The sequence below is a fragment of the Chitinophaga silvatica genome (assembly GCF_003419895.1).
In the GTDB taxonomy this organism is placed as follows: Bacteria; Bacteroidota; Bacteroidia; order Chitinophagales; family Chitinophagaceae; genus Chitinophaga; species Chitinophaga silvatica.
In genome coordinates this window covers 986,521-1,009,433 of the sequence record NZ_QPMM01000001.1, presented here as the reverse complement: position 1 = coordinate 1,009,433, position 22,913 = coordinate 986,521, and the positions used below count along the sequence as shown (strand labels likewise).

Annotated in this window: 20 protein-coding genes; 17 read left to right on the top strand and 3 right to left on the bottom strand. The window is 39.9% G+C overall.

Annotated features, from left to right (window positions below):
• Nucleotides 1-19: 19 nt before the first annotated feature.
• Nucleotides 20-331, bottom strand: coding sequence for a DUF6660 family protein (locus tag DVR12_RS03955; RefSeq protein WP_116974141.1), 312 nt, complete (start codon nt 329-331; stop codon nt 20-22).
• A 234-nt stretch (nt 332-565) separates the two neighbouring features.
• Between DVR12_RS03955 and DVR12_RS03950 the strand changes: the two genes are divergently transcribed.
• Nucleotides 566-1,036, top strand: a complete 471-nt coding sequence (locus DVR12_RS03950; protein WP_233522122.1) for a redoxin domain-containing protein — start codon at nt 566-568, stop codon at nt 1,034-1,036.
• Between the two features lie 10 nt (nt 1,037-1,046).
• Nucleotides 1,047-1,565: a DsbA family protein gene (locus DVR12_RS03945; RefSeq protein ID WP_116974248.1), complete on the top strand. Its 519-nt coding sequence runs from the start codon at nt 1,047-1,049 to the stop codon at nt 1,563-1,565.
• 67 nt (nt 1,566-1,632) lie between these two features.
• Here the strand turns inward: DVR12_RS03945 and DVR12_RS03940 are convergent, their stop codons facing one another.
• Complete coding sequence (locus DVR12_RS03940) at nt 1,633-1,953, bottom strand: hypothetical protein (RefSeq protein ID WP_116974140.1); 321 nt, start codon at nt 1,951-1,953, stop codon at nt 1,633-1,635.
• 2 nt (nt 1,954-1,955) lie between these two features.
• Entirely contained in the window at nt 1,956-2,993 is a 1,038-nt protein-coding gene (locus tag DVR12_RS03935) for a hypothetical protein (protein ID WP_116974139.1), read from the bottom strand.
• 160 nt (nt 2,994-3,153) lie between these two features.
• Between DVR12_RS03935 and DVR12_RS03930 the strand changes: the two genes are divergently transcribed.
• The 15 genes from DVR12_RS03930 (at nt 3,154) to DVR12_RS03860 (ending at nt 22,881) form a co-directional block, all read left to right on the top strand.
• A complete protein-coding gene (locus DVR12_RS03930) occupies nt 3,154-4,965 on the top strand; it encodes a sensor histidine kinase (RefSeq protein WP_116974138.1) in 1,812 nt (603 codons plus the stop codon).
• Nucleotides 4,966-4,969: 4 nt separating this feature from the next.
• On the top strand, nt 4,970-5,602 hold the full coding sequence (locus DVR12_RS03925) for a response regulator transcription factor (protein ID WP_116974137.1): 633 nt from the start codon (nt 4,970-4,972) through the stop codon (nt 5,600-5,602).
• A 2-nt stretch (nt 5,603-5,604) separates the two neighbouring features.
• Nucleotides 5,605-7,395 (top strand): sensor histidine kinase, encoded by a 1,791-nt coding sequence (locus DVR12_RS03920; RefSeq protein ID WP_116974136.1) that lies wholly within the window; start codon nt 5,605-5,607, stop codon nt 7,393-7,395.
• A 124-nt stretch (nt 7,396-7,519) separates the two neighbouring features.
• On the top strand, nt 7,520-8,197 hold the full coding sequence (locus tag DVR12_RS03915) for a hemerythrin domain-containing protein (protein WP_116974135.1): 678 nt from the start codon (nt 7,520-7,522) through the stop codon (nt 8,195-8,197).
• Between the two features lie 5 nt (nt 8,198-8,202).
• Complete coding sequence (locus DVR12_RS03910; RefSeq protein ID WP_116974134.1) at nt 8,203-9,033, top strand: carboxypeptidase-like regulatory domain-containing protein; 831 nt, start codon at nt 8,203-8,205, stop codon at nt 9,031-9,033.
• 10 nt (nt 9,034-9,043) lie between these two features.
• The gene (locus tag DVR12_RS03905) at nt 9,044-10,282 is read left to right on the top strand and encodes an OmpA family protein (RefSeq protein ID WP_116974133.1); all 1,239 of its coding nucleotides are present in this window, start codon (nt 9,044-9,046) and stop codon (nt 10,280-10,282) included.
• A 57-nt stretch (nt 10,283-10,339) separates the two neighbouring features.
• Nucleotides 10,340-11,023: a response regulator transcription factor gene (locus DVR12_RS03900; protein WP_116974132.1), complete on the top strand. Its 684-nt coding sequence runs from the start codon at nt 10,340-10,342 to the stop codon at nt 11,021-11,023.
• Between the two features lie 3 nt (nt 11,024-11,026).
• A complete protein-coding gene (locus DVR12_RS03895; protein WP_116974131.1) occupies nt 11,027-12,394 on the top strand; it encodes a HAMP domain-containing sensor histidine kinase in 1,368 nt (455 codons plus the stop codon).
• 387 nt (nt 12,395-12,781) lie between these two features.
• Nucleotides 12,782-14,044 (top strand): TolC family protein, encoded by a 1,263-nt coding sequence (locus DVR12_RS03890; protein ID WP_116974130.1) that lies wholly within the window; start codon nt 12,782-12,784, stop codon nt 14,042-14,044.
• Between the two features lie 36 nt (nt 14,045-14,080).
• The gene (locus DVR12_RS03885) at nt 14,081-15,142 is read left to right on the top strand and encodes an efflux RND transporter periplasmic adaptor subunit (protein WP_116974129.1); all 1,062 of its coding nucleotides are present in this window, start codon (nt 14,081-14,083) and stop codon (nt 15,140-15,142) included.
• A 10-nt stretch (nt 15,143-15,152) separates the two neighbouring features.
• Nucleotides 15,153-15,458, top strand: coding sequence for a DUF190 domain-containing protein (locus tag DVR12_RS03880; protein ID WP_116974247.1), 306 nt, complete (start codon nt 15,153-15,155; stop codon nt 15,456-15,458).
• Nucleotides 15,455-18,565: an efflux RND transporter permease subunit gene (locus DVR12_RS03875; protein ID WP_116974128.1), complete on the top strand. Its 3,111-nt coding sequence runs from the start codon at nt 15,455-15,457 to the stop codon at nt 18,563-18,565. The genes DVR12_RS03880 and DVR12_RS03875 overlap by 4 nt, the downstream gene beginning before the upstream one ends.
• 278 nt (nt 18,566-18,843) lie before the next feature.
• On the top strand, nt 18,844-19,869 hold the full coding sequence (locus DVR12_RS03870) for a catalase family protein (protein ID WP_116974127.1): 1,026 nt from the start codon (nt 18,844-18,846) through the stop codon (nt 19,867-19,869).
• Between the two features lie 26 nt (nt 19,870-19,895).
• Complete coding sequence (locus DVR12_RS03865) at nt 19,896-21,800, top strand: LodA/GoxA family CTQ-dependent oxidase (RefSeq protein ID WP_116974126.1); 1,905 nt, start codon at nt 19,896-19,898, stop codon at nt 21,798-21,800.
• A gap of 4 nt (nt 21,801-21,804) precedes the next feature.
• On the top strand, nt 21,805-22,881 hold the full coding sequence (locus tag DVR12_RS03860) for an FAD-dependent monooxygenase (protein ID WP_158563195.1): 1,077 nt from the start codon (nt 21,805-21,807) through the stop codon (nt 22,879-22,881).
• Nucleotides 22,882-22,913 lie beyond the last annotated feature (32 nt).

The following is a 22,913-nucleotide window of genomic DNA, read 5'->3' as shown; positions in this document are numbered from 1 at the left end:
GAAAAGGAAACGAACGAGCTTAGCTCAACTGCGGAGGCTGCCAGATAGGAAGAGGAATTTCCTGAACGGCTGCTGTGTTATAGCTATAGTGTAGTGCTATTAAACGTACAGCCGGTGTATTAACAGAAGAATAAAGAGAAACAAACGATACATTTCCGCAACAAGCGCAGATACATAATGGAGAACACTCATCTTTATGATGAGAATTGGTGGTTCCTGCCTGTTGTGCTGCTATATTTTCACCTTTAGGCAAATCCATCAGACTGTCGGCACAGGGGATACAGCTGAGCGACAAAATCAGAAAAGATAATATATAGATGAAAAAACGCATAAGGCAAATTTAGAACATTTATTAAAAAAGCAAGCATGAATTAATGATCATTTGTTGCAAATAAAGATCAGTAAATCGGTTAGCACCTGCTTCTATACGATTTTTTATAAAGAATAAATACACACGTGAGTTTTTGTAGCTTGATAAACAAATATTCAGGCTGGCAGTATTATTATGGAACAACAGTTGCTCAGGTAATGGTTCTGCAGATTATTCAAGCACCAAATTTTGAGTATGATATTACAAAAAGATTCACCTGCTCCGGAGTTCAATCTTTACTCGACTCCGGACCAACGCCTTAAGCTTGGCGACTTTAAAGGGCAGAGAGTGATACTGGCATTTTATCCTGCCGATTGGAGCCCCATATGCAGCGATGAGCTAAACCTGTTCAATGAAACCTTAAAGCTTTTTACAGCTAAAAATGCTGTGTTATTAGGTATTTCCGTTGATAGCAAGTGGAGCCATCTTGCCTTTGCACAAAGCCGCAAGTTTCATTTTCCGCTATTATCTGATTTTGAACCAAAGGGAGAAGTATCCAGACAATACGGAGTGTATAATGATGTTGATGGCGAGAGCAAAAGAGCTATATTTTTAATTGATGAACATGGAATTATTCAGTGGAGCTATTTATCGCCGGATGGCATTAATCCCGGTGCTGAAGGCATTTTAGCCGCATTGGATGATATGGATAAGGCAAAAAAATAAAAATACATTTATGGCAATATTGAAAGTACCGGTAAATGCACAGGATCATACTTTAGGCAGTTTGCATGCTCCGAGAGTATTAGTTGGCTATTGCGATTATCAATGCCCAGATTGTGGCGATTCCTACCCTTTAATTAAGGAGTTGATTGCCAAGCATGAGCATTCATTACTTTTTGTATTTCGTAATTTCCCAAAACAGGAAAAACATCCGATGGCTTTGCCTGCGGCATTGGCGGCCGAAGCTGCAGCCCGGCAATCGAAGTTCTGGGAAATGCATGATATAATCTATGAGAATCAGGATGAACTTAGCATTGAAAACCTGCTGGTCTTTGCAACTGAAATAGGCCTGAACATCCAACAATTTGCCGCCGACTGGAAAAGCCAGGAATTACTGACTAAAATAGAGAAAGACTTCGATGGAGGACTCCGCAGCGGAGTTAGTGAGACACCTACTTTTTTCGTTAATGGCCATCAGTTCGATGAATTTGACGGAAGTTACGAATCTCTATCATATGCTATTTCAATGTAATGTTATAGAATAAACAAGGGTGTCTCAATGAGACACCCTATTCTTTGAGGAACAAACCTGAACGCATTCAAAAGTTGGCAGTAAACTGAATCCGGGAAACATGAATTTTTAATCTGTCTGCCACCCCTTGCTCATCCACCAGATGATTTTCCAATAACTTCTGCAATTTTCTCCTTGTTCTTTTTCTTGATATATCTATCTGGTAGTCTTTAACCCATATTTCTTTCAAAACTTCATCCTTACAACTATAAATCCTGATGACAGTATAGGGATTGGGAGCCTTTCCAATTTCCGTGACCCAATACAAGCTATCAGAGGCTCCCGTGGCTGCATCCACATTTAACCCTAGTAATAATAAACAAGTGACTAAGTATTTAATCCCAGGCATGGCTACGAATTAGTTTTTAAATATTGTTCCCGTTCCATGATAGCAGTTGTTTGGGTAGTTTTCTGACTTACATCTGCCAGGTATACAGGAATTGTTATCAGATCCGATTCGAAATTGGCCAGCGAGCTTTCCATATTTGACCGGTGGTAAGGATCGCCTAACTTCGAACTGAGTTCTTTTTCATACTTTTCGAGCAATTGGTAATACTCATTAAGCTCCACTTTATACTTTGCCCTGGCATCGTTAAACCACTCCCCGATTTTCGATAATTCATAACTATTTCTGGATTTGTATTTCTCTACATACTCAGCAATTAATGCCTTAGTTTTCGCCGGGTCTTTATCTCTAACTTCTCCCATTAATACCACTGGAATTTTATCCCATTTCTCCTTGTATTCTTTGGCAATCTGATTAAAATTACCGGGGCTTTGCTGCAACGATTTAATGTTATTATCCAGTCGTTCCTGAATTGCAACTATACGTTTTCGAATGTCGCCCAGCTTTTCAATTATTTGCATGGTTGCACCGGCAGCATCCCGCTGTTTCAAATCTGATGCTATAGGTCTGGCCGGTGCTGTGGCCGGATAATTACTATATTGAGCCATTAACTTATCAGCAGCTTTTTTGGCGGCTTGCTCCGCCTGTTCAGGGGTCATTTTTGAAATAGCATCTACTCCACCCATTTCAGCAAGTAGCTGATTCTGATTAATATCTTTCTTCGCCCTTGCTTCCAGTTCTTCATTGGTTCCATTCGCTTTCTTCTGGCGGCTTGCATAATAGGCTGCAATTTCGTCTCTTTGCCGTGTTGCTTTATCCCTGACAGGTTGATAGAGAGCCTCCAGTTTCCCATGTCCTTCACTCAAAATATTAGGTCCAAAAGTTTTGCTTACAGCAATTGCAGTAGTAGCCGGGATTGCCGGTACTTCTTCAATTAATGCATAGATATTAGACTTCCCCAATAATCCACCTTGCTGGGCGGCCAAAGGATCATTGAAAATAAATACCAGAGAGGTTGTTGCCCATAAAAATGTTCGCTTCATTTTGACTAACTTTCTAACACAAAAGTAGAAAGCTGAAAGGAGGTCTGATATAAGCAATAGTATTCATTTTTCATAGGCAATACTACCTATATGTTCCTCTCCTGCATATCTATATATTTGTGATTGAAATTTGCTGTTTCCAGCACAAAAAGTCGATATAATGAACCTAACCTATATATGGCTCACACTTACTTTACTGTTTGGAATATTGAATCCACTACAAGCGCAGCAGGTTAGACTAGTGGATACATCTATGCTGTATTATGTTTCTAATCCCTATATCCTTAAAGACAACAATGGAGACCTATCATTTGAACAGGCTTTTAAAGAACTGGAAAAATTCAAACAATCAGAGAATCCCATTGCGGCAGTTGGGGTTAATAAAGCACCGGTGTGGATCTACTTTAAAATGATCAACAAATCTCCCAATCGCAAATGGGCAATGTGGATTGAACCTCCTGCCTACCAGGAATTAGAAGTTTGTATCAAAAGAACGGCAGATTCGACCGATATCCTTCCTATTAGTGCTAATAAATCTAATGGGCTAACCCTACAATTTGAACTTTCCCAAAACGATTCTGCTACAGTGTTTATTCGGATCAGAAGTACACATACCTTAAAAGTACCTGTACGTATTGGAACCTTACAAAAATTATATGAACACAATATCCGATATAATCTGACAAGGGGCGTATTGCAGGGCCTATTAATAGCATTAATGCTTTACAACCTGTTTATATATTTTTCCATACAGGATAAAGCCTATTTATACTTCACGCTACATACATTTTTCACGCTCCTGTTCTATTTAACCTGGATGGGGTATTACCATAACTCATTTCTGGATCTTCTCAATGAGCATATGGCAATACTATTAAGTATTTCAATCATTTTCAGCATCCTATTTACCATTTCTTTCTTAAAATTAAATAGTACCAATAAAAAATTATCACGAATTGGATTTTCATTAATTGTTATGAATATTGGAATCATATTGATATCAATTCTAGGAAATCCCATTCTTGCTTATATTATCTTTCAAACCTCTATGTATCTGGTATTCCTGTTTTGGCTTACCAGTGGGATTTATAGTGTAAAAAAGGGGTTCAAACCTGGCAAATATTATCTTACAGCTTTTGGAGTACTGCTTCTTAGCGGTACCTTATATAATTTATTCGATAATGGTTGGTTATTTACCGGTTATGAAAGCGCAATAGGATTACAAATAGGCACCTGCCTGCAATCATTGATCCTATCATTTGCCCTTGCAGATAAACTTAATTCAAGCAAGCAGGAAACCATGTTATTACAAAAGCAGGTTTTAGCACAGGCATCCCGTTTTTCTCAAAGGTTGATCAGTAGCAGTGATACAGAAAGAGGACATATAGCAGGTAAATTAAACAGAACGGTGAATGACAGCCTTGTAAATATGAAGAATGAAATATTATTATATCAAAAACGGCACCCCAATTCTCATACCTCAGAACTGAATCAACTTTCTGCATATCTCTCCGATACTATAACTGATATTAATGATATAACCCTTTCTCTTCGCCCGTATCAGATAGAAATGTTTGGGCTAACCAAATCTATTTACTTTTTGATCAGGGAGGCTGATAATACTCCAGACAGAAAAATGGATGTTAAAATCGAAAACATAGATGGTTGCTTAAGTTTCGAGCAGGAAATCAATGTATATCGTATAGTGCAGGAACTACTCAATAATATGATTAAACATTCATCAGCTGTTTATTGCAAAGTACATATTTCAATAATTGAACATAGTATTGAGGTAGTTTATAAAGATAATGGAATAGGATTCAAATTGAATCAATCGGAAAGTGGGTTTGGACTTAAAAACCTGCAGGAACGGGTAAACTTACTACGGGGCTCAATACAATTCTTCAGTATAGTTAATCAGGGTACTACTGCAATTATCAAAATTCCCGTTCAAAACATCAAACTATCATAAAAATATGTCTATAAAAATAATAATAGCAGATGACCACCCTATTTTTCTTACCGGGCTGAAAGAGGTAATTGAATATGAGAAACAATACGAGGTAATATTTTCTGCAAAAAATGGTGAAGAAGCTGTTAGAATGTCTGAACAGCTACAACCTGATGTAGTTATATTAGATATAGATATGCCTGTTATGAATGGACTTACAGCCGCAACAGAAATCCTCAGGCAGAATAATTCCATTCAGGTAATTCTGCTAACAATGCACAAGGTAAAAGATGCTTTTCTGCATGCCCTGGAACTGGGGGTTTCGGGATATGTACTCAAAGAAAATGCCGTTACTGATATTATCAATTCAATTCAATCTGTGCTGAAAGGGCAATCCTACATCAGCCCGGAAATGAGCAGTTTCCTTCTTCATTTAAAAAGAAATCGCATGCAAACTATCGATGAGCAGCTGAAAAGTCTCACACCAGCCGAACAGAAAATCCTTAAAATGATTGGGAGTTATAAAAGCACAAAGGAAATTGCCGATGAATTATTTATCAGTGAAAAAACCGTTTCCAATCATCGTATGAATATGACTAAAAAATTAAACCTTACTGGTAAAAATGCATTGTTACGCTTTGCGATAGAACAATTATAAGTATGATGTGTCGACTAATCACTTACCTTTCTATTCTGCTATTCCTTATCCTGTTACCATTCAGAGACTTTTCTCAAATTGTGATAGTTGATAGTGTATGCCAGAAAATTGAACATTTCGAATGGCTGGTTGACTCGTCCGGAACTCAACCTACTCTTGCTATTGCCAACCAATCCGGCTACTTCAAACCATCAACAAGTTCAATCATCACTTTGGGCTCAACCAGCGCAGCATTATGGATTAAGCTTAATATTACAAACAGGAGTCGATTTACCAACTGGTATTTGCAAATAAAACAGCCGCCTGTTTTTCATGAAATAGGATGGTATGAAAGAAGAGGTAATGAAATAATTGTTCTAAGCGAATTCCTGGGCGATCAACCAGATCAGCGGAGAATCATCCAATCGGATAAGCTGCTACTGCCAATCAATTTAAAGAGCGAAGGGCAATCGGAATACTACTTAAAATTAACCAGCAATAATATCTTAAGAAGCAAACTGCAATTAGTTACACTTGAAACAGTATATGAGCAGAATAGTATTATAGACTGGGCAAATGGTATTGCCTGGGGGGTACTTCTGGCGTTTGGTATTTATAACCTGTTTGTATTCTATAAAACAAAGGAATTCCCTTATTTATACTATCTCTTCTATATCCTTGCCTGGGGCATTAATTTAATATTTTACAATGGCTACCTCACTTATTTGTTTCCCTCATTAGCATTTATAAGTAATGCAGGTATCATTATTCCAATTGCAGCTTTACTTAGTTTAATATTTACTGCTTCATTTCTAAAGCTTAAGCAGAATAATTACATTCTTTATAATGGTATAAAAGTATTGGTTGTAGTAAGTTGTCTTCCGATCACCATTACGTTGCTGAACGGCGGGCATTATGCTTTTTTTTGTATTCAGTACCTCATGTACTTTTTCTTCAGCTACCTGATGATTTGTGGTTTTGTTTGTTTGCGAAATGGGTATAAACCTGCTATTTATTATATTTTGGGAATTGGTAGTTTTATTATTGGCAACTCAGTTCAAAATCTGATGGATTTGCAATTACTCCCCGAAAATATTGTCACCCAAACAGGAATGTACTGGGGGGCCGTTTCAGAGGCTATAATATTGTCATACGCCCTGGCATTCAGACTGAATTATTACCGTGGAGAGCAGGAATTTATTCAGCAGCATTTAATCAGTGAGAAAAAGAAATTTTTAATGGCTTTGATAGATGAACAAGAAAAAGAAAAGAAAAGGATAGCAATGGAATTGCATGATAGTATAGGTCAGAAACTGGTCCTGATTAAAAACAAATGCTGGCAATTACAAAACAAAGATAACGATAACTCACTGAAGCACTTTACCGAAAGTACCGCGAATATAATCACGCAGGTAAGAGATCTCACCTATCAGCTCAGACCCTATCAACTCGAACTAATTGGCATTACTCAAAGTTTGAAAAGCCTTGTAGAAACCAGTTTCCCCTGCAATACAGTTTGCTTTACACGGTTAGACAATATCGATAGCATGCTTCAACCTGTAGAAGAAATGAACATCTATCGGCTCCTACAGTTGATCTGTGAATTACTGAATAAAGCAACTATAACCGGAGATGTAAGCATTACTCTCAAGAATACTACTCATACCATTAGCATTGAATTAATCACCAATTCGGGAATGCTTAATATTTACCCGGAAGAAATAACAGAAAGAATTGAATTAATGAATGGTAGCCTAACTATCCATCAGAAACAGCATACAGTTATTACGATTCTTCTATATCCCGGTAGGTAATAATACCTACAAAACTGAGGTTTGTTGCCTATTCCTGAACTATTATCTCCCCACTACTTTTGTACTGTAATAATTATTTCTTAATCCCAACCAACAACCCTTAATAAATATTCACTTTTAATAAATGGAACTTTTAAGATTCAATCTCTTTAACAAGGCTCATAAAGCCCTGAGAGCTTTGCTATGCAATGTTCTTATAGAGCTTCAGCAAACCGACTTTTCAGTTTCTGCAGAATCGGATAGTTGTATATCCAAAATACGTTTGGTACTTGAAGTATTACACGAGCATGCACAACTGGAGGACAATTTCATTTTTCCGCTATTATGTCCAAATGCTGAATCTATAAGAGCATATTTCGCCAGGCAACATATAGAAGATGAAGCACTGACCCTTGATTTGAGTATTGCATTAGATAATATTGAAAATGCCCAAACAGCACTACAACTGAGTATTGCAGCTATTTCACTTCAGCAGCAATACATCGGTTTTGTTGCTTTTAATCTGAATCATATGAATATGGAAGAAGAAATCATCAATCCATATTTATGGTCAGTATACTCAGATGGTGCATTGGAAAGGCTAAGCGCCGAAGCTGTCAGAAATAATCCGCCTAAACATGATGCAATGTTTGTGGGCCTGATGCTTGAGCATTTGAATAATTATGAAATACTTTCCTGGCTCAGAAATATCAGAAAAGAAGCCCCGGCAAATGTTTTCCAGCATTTTTACAATAAATCGAAGGAAGTGCTTACCTCATCCAGGTTCAACAAAATCGAAAAACAACTAAACAATAAAGATTAAATAATATGAGACAACAATTAACAGCGGGTCTGGTAGCCCTTGTATTACTTTCGTCATGCAAAAAAGATGATAAAAAGAACGATAATAACCCCGGAAACGATTCCAAAAATCCATATAAAGTAAGTGGCATTATAAAAGACACCAAAGGTCAGGCTATTGCGGGAGCAAAGGTAAGAGTAGTAAACCATGTACTTTACGATGTATCTTCCGATGTATTTTCGACCAATTACGGAACCTATGTGACTCCCAAACTGGACATCGGCGGTTGGAATATTTATGCCTGGAAGGATATAACTTATGAAGGACAGACCTACCATTTACGTATAGCCCCGGAAGATAATGATTATAATGCCTTTAGCCTGGATAAGGAAGGTTATACCAAAAACTTCAAACTGAAATTGAGCGGCCGTATTGAGGATGTACCCTTATCAGACAATTCTCCGACTACCGGGTATTATGGTGGTACAATGGTTTTTACCAATCTCCCGTCTGAAGGAATGCAGCAAATGCCCGCTGGTACTGAAGTAAAAATAACGCTCACTCCAGTTGCAGGAAGTAAGTTTATTGATGGTAGTGAAGCACAGTTCCTGGAAAAAACATTTACTATCAAAAAAAATCAGTTTAATTACTTCATTACCGATATTCCACAATGTAAATATAAGATTACTGCCAAAACGAATGGCAGACTCATTTTACTTACAGATGTCAGAGATATTTATGGGGAAGAACCCTATAAGGAATCACTTACCTATTTTTTTAAACCTGATCCTGCTACCTCCTATAACAGCGGATTACAAAGCAATATAGAAACGCCTTTCTTCATGGAGCTTTTTTAATCTCAGCATTATGAAATCCAGCATTCTTATACTATTGCTGTTGTTCAGCAATTTCACATTCTCACAAAGTGTTTTGCAAAAACTAAAGCAGAAGACAAGATCAATAGAACAGCAACTCGATCCCTTATTAGGTAACCCGTCAAGGGAACCTTCAGCCGGAAACAGCAAGCCGGCTGCCGAAAACAGTATATCCAGCCCTGAAATAGCCTCTAATCCGCTACAGGCCAATACCAATTACGATTTTGTACCAGGCACGAATGTGTTGCTCAATGATGATTTCTCTCAGGATGAAACCGGACAATTTCCGCTAAAATGGTATACCCGCAGCAGTGGAGAGGTGGTTACCTTCAATGGTATTACTGGTAAATGGCTACGATTATTCAGCGGGGTATTTTTAAGTCCAACTTTTACTTTACCAGAAAACTGTACAATTGAATTTGACTTAATAACCAGCTATTCACCCACTGGCGGGTTTCTTCTACCATCATTGAATATAGGACTGTACGACCGGGGTAATAAAGGATATATATTAAGTAGTGACTATACAGTTAAAAACAAAGCGGATATTATTCTTGCTCCCTACAAAAGTGATTTGCATGTTAAGTTAGTCTCTATTGAAGAGGCTAAGAAGAAAATCGAAACAGATAAATATGTCTTTTCTGATTATGCGGCTAAATTGGGCAAACCAGTTCATCTGGCAATAGATATTCAAAAAGAAAGAATCAGGATATGGATCGATAAAGAAAAGGTATTTGATTTGCCACAGGCAGTACCATTAGATGGAGGATTAAACCAGTTGAGGATAGATATGGCCAGATCTAACTATAAGAATTCGGAACTGGGATATTACTTCTCTAATTTACGGATAGCTGAAGGAAAGGCCGATACCCGCTCTAAATTGTTGACAGAAGGCAAATTAGAGAGTAATACCATACTTTTCGCAACCAATTCTTCAAAAATTCAATCTGATAATCAGGGTATCATTAAAGAAGTAGCCCAGGTGATGAAACAAAACATGGATATGCGTATCCAGATAATTGGGCATACCGACCATGATGGCCGACCAGAAACAAACCTGAAATTATCTCAGCAACGTGCCGATGCTGTAAAAATTGAACTAATACAAACTTATGGAATTGAGGCAGGCAGAATTCAAACAACCGGAAAAGGTGATACAATGCCCATAACCAATGATCCTGGCTCGGAAGGGAAGGCTAAAAACAGAAGAGTGGAGTTTATTAAGTTGTAGCGCCTATTTTTGTGTTGTCGATTCTTCTTTTTAAGTTGCAATACAAATACAGGCGGCATGCATATACTAGTAATAGAGGATGAACAACGGGTGGCGGATCTGCTGAAGAGAGGATTGGAAGAACACCAGTTTACCGTTGAATTAGCCTATGATGGAGCGATTGGTAAAAAACTACTGTTACAGCATCAGTATGATGTTGTTATTATGGATATCATCCTGCCAGTGATTAATGGATTAGATTTGTGTAAACAAATAAGGGAAGTGCGTCCGGATCTCCCAATTATTATGCTAACGGCTCTGGGAACTACAGACGATAAAGTGGAAGGATTGGATGCAGGAGCGGATGATTACCTGGTAAAGCCTTTCGACTTCCGGGAGCTGCTGGCAAGAATCCGGAATGTTACCAAGCGTAAAACTCCCAGTACCTTTAGCAACGGATATATCCTGAAAATATCTGATCTGGCACTAAATCTTCAGACCATGACGGCAACACGTAGTGGTAAGGAGATTAATCTCACACCTAAAGAATTTAAACTGCTGGAGTATATGATGCGGAATAGTGGCCGTGTACTCACCAGAGTTGAAATTGCTGAAAAAGTATGGGACACTACTTTTGATACAGGTACAAATTTTATTGATGTTTATATTAATTATTTAAGGAAGAAAATTGATAAAGATCAGGACGTTAAACTAATACATACCAAACCAGGCATAGGCTTCATCCTTAAAGAGAATTTATAAACAATGAAAATCAGGCTACGACTTACTTTATTATTTACCGCACTATTTGCAGCTATATTGGCTGCCTTTGCGCTGGTAATTTATGTTTCGTATGCCGAAAACCGGGAAGATGAATACTTTAAACGGTTGAAATTACAGGCCATAACCCGGGCAAACCTCTGGATGGAAGCTAAAGTTACTCCGGCCGTCTTACAACTGATTTACCGGAATGCCCCCAATACCCTTTCGGAAGAGGAAGTAGCGATTTACGACTCTGCCCATCATTTACTTTATCATGATGCGGTGGGAATAGATAAAGTAAAGGAAACTCCTGCTATGCTGGATAGCATACGAAGATTAAAAGAAATCAATTTCTATATCGGACAGGTACAGGCAGTGGGTTTTTTATATGAGCATAATGGCAAACAACTTATCATTACAGCTGCGGCTTTTGACCAGTATGGGTTAGATAAGCTCAATAATCTTAAATACACCCTTATTATCTATTTCTCCATTGCCATTATTCTGACTCTGGCTGCTGGTAGTCTATTTGCCCAAAGAGCACTAAAACCTGTATCAAAGATGGTGAAACGGGTGGAAGACATAACTGCCACCAACCTCGATTTACGGGTAGATGAAGGGAACCGTAGGGATGAAATTGCTGAACTGGCTATTACCTTCAACCAGATGCTGGACCGGCTGGAAAATTCATTTGAAGCCCAAAAACAATTTGTTTCCAATATTGCTCATGAACTGAGAACTCCTTTGGCTACAGTGATAGCTGAACTAGAACTTTCCGCCATTAAGGAACGCAATATTACAGAATATAAAGCGGTCATTAAAAATGCATTGCTGGATGCCAAGAAAATGGCCAGGCTGGCTAACGGCCTGCTAGATCTGGCAAAGGCAAGCTATGACCCGTCAGAGATTACCTTTAAGCCTACCCGCATAGACGAAGTATTGCTGGATGCCCGGCAGCAAATCCTAAAATCTAATTCAGATTATCATATCCTGGTTACTTTTGAGCAGGAAATTGAAAATGACAATTATATATCCATTTCCGGTAATGAATACCTCCTCAAAGTAGCATTTGCCAACTTAATGGAAAATGGCTGTAAATTCTCTCCCAATCACCAGTCTGAGGTTACCATCACCTTTAAGGACGAAAGCACCATTCTCAGATTTTCCGACAATGGCGTTGGAATTCCCGCTGAAGATCTACCCTATCTCTCCCAGCCTTTTTACCGGGGTGCTAATAAGGCCTACGCCGAAGGTAATGGCATTGGGCTCTCATTAACCTATAAAATTATTCAGCTCCATAAAGGCAGTATTACCGTACATTCAGAACTGAATAAAGGTACTTCCTTTACTATTGAACTGCCTCATCTCTGACTTCCTTTCTAATAGATTTCTAATAATTTTCTATCTGGTCTATAACTGCCCCTTTGTGTTTACTGGCGTAGCTTGCAGCGAATTAACAAAGCAAAAAAAGATAGCTCCTGCGGGCCAACAAAACGTCTGGTTTACTGACTATTTTTTTCCAGTATTTATTATTTCAATAGAGTTCGTCATTCTGTAAGAACAGAAATGGATAAAAAGATTAGAATCAGGTCCTTTTGTAGTGTTGAATTTTGTCGTTAAATTCAATATAGCAAATATACCCCATCATAAACCGATGGTTAGCACCCAATTCTTCTCGTCTTATTACCCCTGACTTATCGAATGTTCAAACCCGAGATTGCTATCATTATTTGTCAAATTTAAACTGAACAGACCGGCATGCGACCAAAGTGCTTATTAATCTTCGTATGTACAATGGGGATGGCATTGGCCCTCAAAGCCCAGGACAATTTAACATTGTTACAGGCATTGGAATCGGCCAAACACAATAACCCATTTCTTAAACCAGCAAGCCTCGACATTTCCATAGCCCAATCAGATGTGCTGACGGCTGGACTCAGGCCTAATCCCGTATTAAATAATCAGACTTTACAACTCCTAAGCAGCAAATATTTCGAGCCGGGAACAAAGTTTTATAATTCGCATAACAACCAGTTATGGTGGCAGTTAACTAAAGAGTTCCAATTCTCTGGCCAGCGTAAACTTAAACAGGAGGTAGCCAATAAAAATGTTATCACTGCCGAGAAAAGCTATGCAGATATAGAACGGAATGTACTCACCGATGCCGGTAATAAATGGCTGGATGTCTGGTATAACAAAATCAACCTCCTGATAGTGCAGGAAGCCAGAAATAACATTGATAGCCTTCTGAAAATACAGCAAATACGGCTCAAAAATCAGGTGATTAGTACCAGCGATCTGCTAAGAACGCAGCTATTATTGGATCAATACCAGTTACAGGCCAAAACTGCCTCCCAGGAATATGCCAATACATTACAGCAGCTTAAACTGAGTTTAGGCAGAACAGACAATATGGATATTAATGAATCCGATACCGTGATCAATGATGAAGCTACTGGAAAAGTTGATTCGCTCTTACAAATCTCCCTGGCACAAAGGCCGGACGTACAGGTTGTTCAGAGCAATATAGAGTCGGCCAAAAGTAATATAAAGCTACAAAAAGCGCTGGGTAAACCTGTTCCCGAATTAGGTGTCATCTATAATCCGCAAAATACGATCCAATACGCCGGGCTGTATGGCACCATACCCCTTCCCTTCTTCAACAGGAACCAGGGGGAGATAAGGAAATCCAAAATTCAATTGCAACAATCCGAACAATCTTTGGTGGCCATTCAGCAACAGGTGCAAACAGAAGTAAAAAACGCCTGGAACAGTTACCAGCTCAGTAAGGAAACAGTTGCTAAGTATAAAAGTATCCTGGAAAAGTCTGAAGAGGTGTTACAGGCAGTAAGGTATTCCTACACAAGAGGGGGTACCACTATCATTGATTTTCTTGATGCCCAGAGAACCTGGTTCGATACCCAGAAAACATATTATGAGGCATTGTACAATTATCGTAAAAACTACCTTCAACTCTTATCAGTAACCGGATTAATCAATCAATACAACCAGGTATTGTAAGTCAAAATCTCTCAGCAAAAAGTTAAACATCGTCGAATGAAAAAAACAGCTAAATATCTTTTGATCGTCACTATATCCTGGATGGCAATTTCCTGTGGGTCGCATAACCAAACGAATAAAGCTCCGGTTGTTTCCACTAAACCAACAGTTGGAGATAGCGGAAGGGTAATAAAATTCCCGCCGGACAGTGTTACACTCAGTTATTTTAAGACAGCTCCGGTTACCAGAGAGGATTTGAATGCCGAGTTAACTGCCCCCGGTATGGTGGCCGCTACCGTTGTTTTCTCAAAAGAAAACTCAGATCAAAACCTGGTATTATTCGATAACCCCGAATTAACCGCCAATTATACAGCGATGTTGCAACACATCATCAACATACGCCAGAAAGGTAACATTGTACAACAACGTAAAGCCATTGTAGCACAGAAGCAAATTGAGCTCGACAGATTTAAAGATCTGGCAGCTCATGGTGCCGGTACCGGTAAAGATGTTTCCGATGCGAAAACAGACCTTATCAGTGCAGAAACAGATATGGCCATCGCGCAAACAGAATTAAGTAACGAACGTACTTCTATTATAGAACATCTGTCAAGGCTCAAACTCGCCGGATTTGATCCCCAGGAATTAATTCATCCACCACTCAACAAAACATGGGTAATCTGTGAAATGCCAGATAACCAGGTTACAAAAGTTAAAAAGAACGGAGCCTGTAAAATTCAATTCACGTCTTACCCGGGTGAGATCTTTAATGGAACCATTGAAGACATTGGAGGAGTAATTGACAACGTTACAAGAATGGTAAAACTACGTATAGGCATTAAGGATACAGGCAATAAACTGAAAGCCGGGATGTTTGCTTCCGTTAAGTTCGGAGTAAACGAAGGTAATAGTTTATCTATCCCTAAATCTGCACTTGTAACAGTACAGGGTGGAAATTATGTATTTACCCAGGCGGCAGATCGCTCCTTTCACAGGCAGGAAGTATTACCAGGACCCGAAGTTGGTGGACGTATAATCATTTATCGCGGGCTGAATGAAGGTGATATGGTAGTTACAGACGGTGCAATGCAATTAAAAGGTATTTCATTTGGCTATTAAACTCATTACAATGCTACAAGCACAAATCTATATAGATAAAGACGACCTCTTTCAGGCCAAACCACTATACGAATTCATTATGCAATTTCTGGTGCAGAACAACATTAAAGGTGCAACAGCTTTCACTGGTATAATGGGATTTGGAATTAATCAAAGAATTAAACGCCCTAATCAGATCTTTTCGTTCGATGATCCTCCAATGATGATCACATTCATTGATGAAGATGAAAAAGTACGCACCGTACTAAAAATGCTGAGAGATAAGTATAAAGGCGGATTAATTATTACTAATTCAGTAGATCAAATAGACGCATGATCAGGAATATTCTAATATTTTCTTTACGTAACCGATGGGCAGTAATAATAGCAGCAGGTGTATTATCTGTTTTGGGATATTTATGTTTTACTCAACTTAAGATAGAGGCCTATCCTGATATTGCCGATACGAATGTTATTATAGTAGCCCCATTTAACGGCAGGGCCGCAGAGGAAGTAGAGCAACAGGTTACCATACCAATTGAAAGGGCATTAAATAATGTACCCAGAGTATTGGATAGAAGAAGTCGGACCATCTTCGGACTTTCGGTAGTTCAGTTAACGTTCCAGGATGGAACAGACGACTATTTTGCCAGGCAACAGGTGATTGAGCGCCTTTCCTCCATTAGTTTGCCAGACGGAGTAACACCTGAACTGGCGCCGCTTACTACAGCGGTTGGAGAAATCTACCGGTATGTGGTAGAAGCTCCCCCAAATTATACATCCATGCAGTTACGAGACCTGCAGGACTGGGTAATACGCCCGGCTATACTTCAGGTTCCGGGTATCGCAGATGTTACCACCTTTGGCGGGCCACTAAAGGAGTTTCATGTACTGCCCTCTCCTACCAAACTTCGCAAGTACAACGTCACATTACAGGATGTAATTGATGCAGTGCAGAAGAATAATCAGAATACCGGTGGAAATGTGATCGACAGAGGGGGTCAGGGATTTGCAGTCAGAGGATTGGGAGCCGTAAAAACGGAAAAGGATATTGAAAATATAGTATTGACGGCCCAAAACGGTACTCCAATTTATGTCAGGGATGTTGCAGATGTTGAAATAGCACCACCTCCTCCTTCCGGGGTTTTGGGATATGCCGTACCTGATGAAGGAATCGATAAAGTAGGATCACCGGAAGGGATTGTGCTGTTGCGAAGGGGTGAGAATCCCAGCGATGCATTAAAGGCGCTTAAGAAAAAACTGGAAGATCTGACCGAAACTGAGTTACCCGAAGGAGTTAAGTTGCGGGTCTTATACGACAGGAGTTTTCTGATCGACCATTCATTGGAAACTGTATCTCATACCCTGTTTATGGGTATCAGTATAGTTGTGATAGTTTTGATCTTCTTCCTGGGTAGCATTCGTTCGGCCCTGGTAGTTACAGCAACTATTCCTTTCTCTTTGTTATTTGCTTTTATATTGATGCGTTTAACCGGTATACCGGCAAACCTTTTATCGCTGGGGGCTATCGACTTTGGGATCATTGTAGACGGAGCCTGCGTAATGGCGGAACATCTGATCAGACGATACAGAAGTGCTACTCCTATCGAAAAGCAAAATGGAATTGTAGGAATTACTCTTGCTGCCGCACAGGAAGTTGGCAGGGAGATATTCTTTTCTGTTACCATTATTGTTCTGGCTTACACACCAATTCTGCTAATGACCAGGGTGGAAGGCAAGCTCTTCTCACCAATGGCCTTAACATTAGCTTTTGCCGTAATTGGGGCTATGATATGTGCGTTGACGTTAATCCCGGTACTTATATCCTACGCCTACAGGAAAGCACTTTCATCGGACAAACCTATGAAAGAGCCTAAAAACAGGGTGCTCGATTTCTTTGAGAGTTCGTACCGCAAAATGCTCACTATTATACTTCCCAACTATAAACGTACTATAATTATTGCCGGTGTATTGATTGTAGCATTAGTTGGATTAGGAACACGTCTGGGAACAGAATTCCTTCCCGAACTGGATGAAGGTTCAATTTTCATGAGATCATTTTTACCTGCCGGTGTAACGATTCAGGAAAATGCAAAAATTGCCCCGCAAATCCGTAACATCATCGGCAAATATCCTCCGGTTAAGTATGTGATTACACAAACCGGTAGAAATGATGATGGTACAGATCCGTTTCCACCAAACAGAACAGAGATCCTGGTTGGACTAAAAGATTACAAATTATGGAGTGACACAATATCCAAAAAAGAACTGGTTAGAAGGATTCAAAGCGACCTTGAAAGAAATATCCCTGGTGCTTCCTTCAACTCTGGTCAGCCGATTATAGACCAGGTGATGGAGATTGTAACCGGAAGTGCGGCCGATCTGGCGATTTCAGTGGTTGGTGATGATTTGTCGATTATGCGTCGCCAGGCCGATAGTATTGCAGATATTGTAAAAGCCACAAAAGGGTCTGCTTCTGTAAATATTGAACAGGAAGGCTCACAAGCACAATTAGCTATTAATATCAATCGGGAGAATGCAGCCAGGTTTGCTATTAATGTAAGTGATATTCAGGCCATGATAGAAGCGGCTATCGGGGGTAAACCAATTGGAACATTATACGACGGTACTAAAAGATACGATATCGTAATCCGTTATTTACCTGAATACAGAAATACTATTGAAGCTATTAAAAACCTTCAGGTTCCATCGGCTACGGGGGCTTTAATCCCAATGGATCAATTGGCGGAAGTGAAGTTTATAGATGGCCAAACAAACATCTATCGCATCGATGGTAAACGGATGGTAACTGTAAGAACCAATGTGCGGGGCCGCGACCAGGGATCGTTTGTTGAAGAATTGCAGGAAAAGATCGGTAAAGCAATTTATGTTCCCAAAGGATATTCAGTGATCTATGGCGGACAATATGAGAATCTGGAAAGAGCAGGTAAACAATTAGCATTTACTATTCCATTAACAATTGTGATTGTTTTTGTATTTCTGTTTATGTTGTTCAAGAATATGAAGCAAACTTTCATTACCATGAGCTGCATATTGGTAGCCCTGGCAGGTGGAATTATTGCTTTGTTTATAAGAGGATATCACTTTAATGTATCGGCAGGCGTTGGATTCGTATCTATATTCGGTATTTCTGTAATGGCTGGTGTGTTGCTGGTATCCGCCTTGAACAGGAATACAATAGCATCGACAAACGACTTGCCTCAAATCATTGAACATACTGCTGTGGAACAATTCAGAGCAATTATGATGATGCTGATGGTAGCGATTATCGGACTTGTACCGGCCGCTCTGAGCACAGGCATTGGTTCCGACGTGCAAAGACCATTGGCTACTGTAATCATTGGTGGATTAACATTTACATTACTCTTCACACCTATACTAATCCCCCCACTATATTACTGGGTATTTAAATCTAAAAAATAACAGCAAAACAGGGCAGAAATTCTGCCCTGTTTTTTTACACCTATTTTTAACTTCAACGCATATACGATAATATTATAAACACTATAATTTATCAAAAAATTACTTGGTAGGATAATTAACTTTTATTTTGGAAGGAATTTATTTTTATGTAATATTGATCCGTCGAAACAAGCACTGCATTTGATTTATATGCATTTTCATTTATAGCAAATCAATCCCTAAACAGTCTGTTCATCAACAAAAAACTATCTATATAAAACCAAATCCCCAAATAAATTATGCACCTATTGAACCCAAAGCATCATTCACATACTACAAAAGCTGTGAATTGTTATGCAAACCCTACAAATAGTTTAAAGGAAATGTTTATCGATATGATACAATTTCCGCGGGCATTGGATGGCCAATGTCCTGTCAGGCGCCCGGTATTTTCCAAACAACATGGTATGGCAAAAGCCACATTTATAGTGAATGAAGAATTACCGGCTCATCAACGTATCGGTATTTTTGAGTACGATCAACTGGATGCCTGGGTAAGATTTTCGAGCGATACAAAACCGGGATTAGGAGATCTTAAATCTACTATTGGTATTGGAATTAAGCTCTTTGGAGTAACAGGTGAAAAGTTGATGGAAAGTGAACCTGACGCATTAACAGCTGATTTCATCCTGCAAAATCATGATGTTTTTTTTGTGAATACGGCCAGGGATATGTGTGAATTTACCTATGCAGGTGTTGTGTTACGCGACTATGATTCATATCTTAAAGATCATGAAGAGACAGCACAAATACTCGATGAAATGCAAAAACGGGAATCGAGTGTAGCCACTGCCGTTTATGGTAGTTGCTTACCTTACGCATTCGGAGGCGACGATTATGTAAAATATAAACTTGTTCCAATAAACGTACCTCCCGCCCCACCCATTCCGGATAATAACCCTGGTTACCTAAGAGACGAGTTGAAACAACGACTTCTTAAAGAAGAGGTACACATGGGATTCTACCTTCAATTCAGAACAGATGAAGATGAAATGCCGCTCGACGAAGCAATGGTTCGCTGGCCAGAAAACATTTCTGCACCCCAACTCTTTGCTACCCTCATCATACACAAACAGGATATAGATGCCCCCGGACAGGTAGCCTATGGAGAAAACCTTTCCTATAACCCATGGCATACACTCGAAGCTCACAAACCTATTGGCAGTATCAGCGATGTTAGAAAAGTAGTGTATGAAGAAGGCGCCAGCCTGCGCAGAAACAGAAATGGCATCCCCTTAACCGAACCGCATACAGCAAGAAAATAAATACCACAACTAAAAAACAATTTTTTATGGCAGGAAAAGCTGATTTCGCTACACTAGCGATCTACCCACCTCTTGGCATTGCACGACTAGGGAATTCAGACGAATTCTTCTTTGCATCAGATGTTCCCGGCATCGAGCCTCCTCACCAAAATGGCTATAAAGACGACCGCGGACGAATTAAAAAACAAGTACCACGCTTCAGAATATACGCGTTTGATGAAAGTGGTAATCCTGTAAAGGAAATAAAAGCAGATAGTGATACCACTATCGAATGGCGCGTAAATCTGGCTAACAGGAAGTCGAGCTGGTATAATTTCGAAAATGCGTTGGACTTACCAGACAACCAACCTAAAACTTCGACGCATCGGAACGGCGATGAGAAAGACCGTAGCAAGTTAAACATCCTGCCTGATCCAAAGAAAATTCAGGGCATTAATCAAAGTGGTGTGTTTTTCGATGAAGGTTACTTCTATGATATTAATGTACCACTGGGAGAGCTCCAAACAGATGAAGATGGCCGCCTGCTGGTAATCCCGGCAGATGGAACCTCAGCTTCCGCTTTCGACGAAGACCCAACTACATTTGCCAATAATGTTGGCTGGCACGACGACACCGCTGATGGCACCATCTACGCAACCGTAACTATAGCAGGTATTTCTTATGAAGTAACACCTGCAATGGTAGCTGTAACGCCTCCTAACTACGGTCCGGGTTTGTTTGCAGTGGTAACAATGTATGATGTGGTAGAAGATTTATTTCTTCAGGGTGGAGAAATACCAACTCCCAAACAAGTTGAATTCTGGAAGCATATTTACCCAATTATCTCCAGAACAGTTCAAACACAATGGGTTAATCATGGGTTCTTTATGCTGTTCGGACAAAATTCACCGAGTGACTACCTCTCTACAGAAAATTTAATGAAGCTCATGAGCCCTGATCCTCTGTATAGAGACTTGCGCACAAAGGTTTTCCAATGGTACAGAGATCCAGCTAATAAAAATTACGAGCCTGTTAAAATACCTCCATTCTATGGCGATGCATTTGGAGATTATAAAGAAGTACATAATGTAGATCTTCCGCTTACCCAAACACAGTATGAAAGAATGGAACAATGGGCGCAAGGTCATTTTGTTGAGGGTAGCAAACCAGGAACAGACTTTGAGGATTTCACATTACCAGAACAGATACAGGCTTTAATAGAAGCACCATTGGAAGAATGCCTGGGAGGTCCGTTCCATCCAGGTATTGAAATTACCTGGCCTTTCCGTCAACGTATTTTCTGGGATGAACCATTCAGAATTAAAATCCTTCCGGAAAATGAAGAGCCTAAGGATGATTATGGCGAAAAACTGACTCCGGAAATTGCCTTAGGCGCCGGAGGTCCAATAGATGGTAGTGGTCCGGGTTCCCTGACCCGTTGGTTGGGAGTACCATGGCAAACAGATGAAGCCAGTTGCTTATCGGGTTATGATACCACAACCTACTTATCGTTACCTTCTTTCTGGGCAGCCAGAGTACCTAACCAGGTACTTTCTGAATCCTCCTTCCAAAGATTGGCCGATAAGGATTTAAATATCCAGCAACGCCTGAAACATTTCGATTACAGGCAGGATTGGCTCCGGGATTTGGGCACTCAGTATCTGTCCAAACTGAAGAAAATGGTACAAAGATGGCACTTCCTGGGAATTGTCACTGAAGTGAAGCTTTCTCCTCAAATGCAAAATCCGGCCCTGCCTAATTCTTTATGGGTAGAAGCAGGCCGACCAGGCTTTATGCAGGCCGACCAAACCTTCGAACAAGTATTGGTTGCCGAAAATGTTCAGCCACCAATTCTGCAAAAAACAAGAGTTATTCTGCAGGAAGCCGGAGGTGTTGATGCAAGTAAACTTAGAATTCTGGAGCGCGAACCGTTTAGAAGAGACGAAATGTAAGCAGATGAAAATTCCGATTATTATTATAGGTGGCGGCCCGGCAGGTGCCGCCACTGCCTTGCAGTTACTAAACAGAGGGTATGAATGCACTATCCTCGAAGCCTCGCCCACGTTTGTTCGCAAACCTGGTGAAACCATACCCCCGCAGGCCTATTCTATTTTTAAAAAATCAGGAATAGATGCCTTACTTCATCATCCATCTCACCTTACCTGTTATGGGAATAGGTTTGTATGGGGAAGCCAACAGCCGGCAGATAAATCATTTTTCTTTAATACCGTTACTCAGGGCTGGCATCTGAACCGGGAAATCTTTGAAGTTCAATTAGCCGATCAGGTAAGCAAAAACAAAGGGAAATACCTTAGTGGTTGCAGTATGACTTCTCTAAATTATTATAATGAAGAATGGACGGTTGCCTATTCTGATGCTAATATGCAAAAGCAGGAACTTAGATGCTCCTTTATTGTTGATGCAACGGGAAGGAAGTCGAGAGTGGCCAGGAGATTGGGGATCCAAAGAAAAATGATAGATAAACTGGCAGGGATTACTGCCTGCATTCCTCTTGCCAAAAAGATACAACAATTTACCTACCTCGAATCTGTAGAAAATGGCTGGTGGTATGCTGCCCCCCTTGCCGATCAGCAGCTGGTATTGAGTTTAATGACCGATACCGATTTATTACCCTCCAACCTACGCACAACTAAAGAGTTGCTTCATACAGCATCTGTTACCAGCCTTATTGCTGAAATCATCGACAATTGCTCTGCTGCCGCTAATACACTCAATATCACCAGCGCCGCAACCGGATACCTTTCCCAACGGATCGGACAAAACTGGCTGGCCGTTGGCGATGCAGCTTATTCATATGATCCCATTTCCTCCTATGGTATTACTTCTGCATTGGAAGGAGGCTATTATGCCGGCCATGCGATTGCTGATTATCTAAACGGAGATAAAGAATCCCTATCTGCCTATGACTGGGCCATAAGCACCGCCTTTTCAACCTATCTCAAAATGCTGATCGGACAATATACCCTCGAAAAAAGATGGAATGATTCACCCTTCTGGAGCAGACGGAATTAAGCATTCAGATTTAATTCAGAATTCAAGTCGTA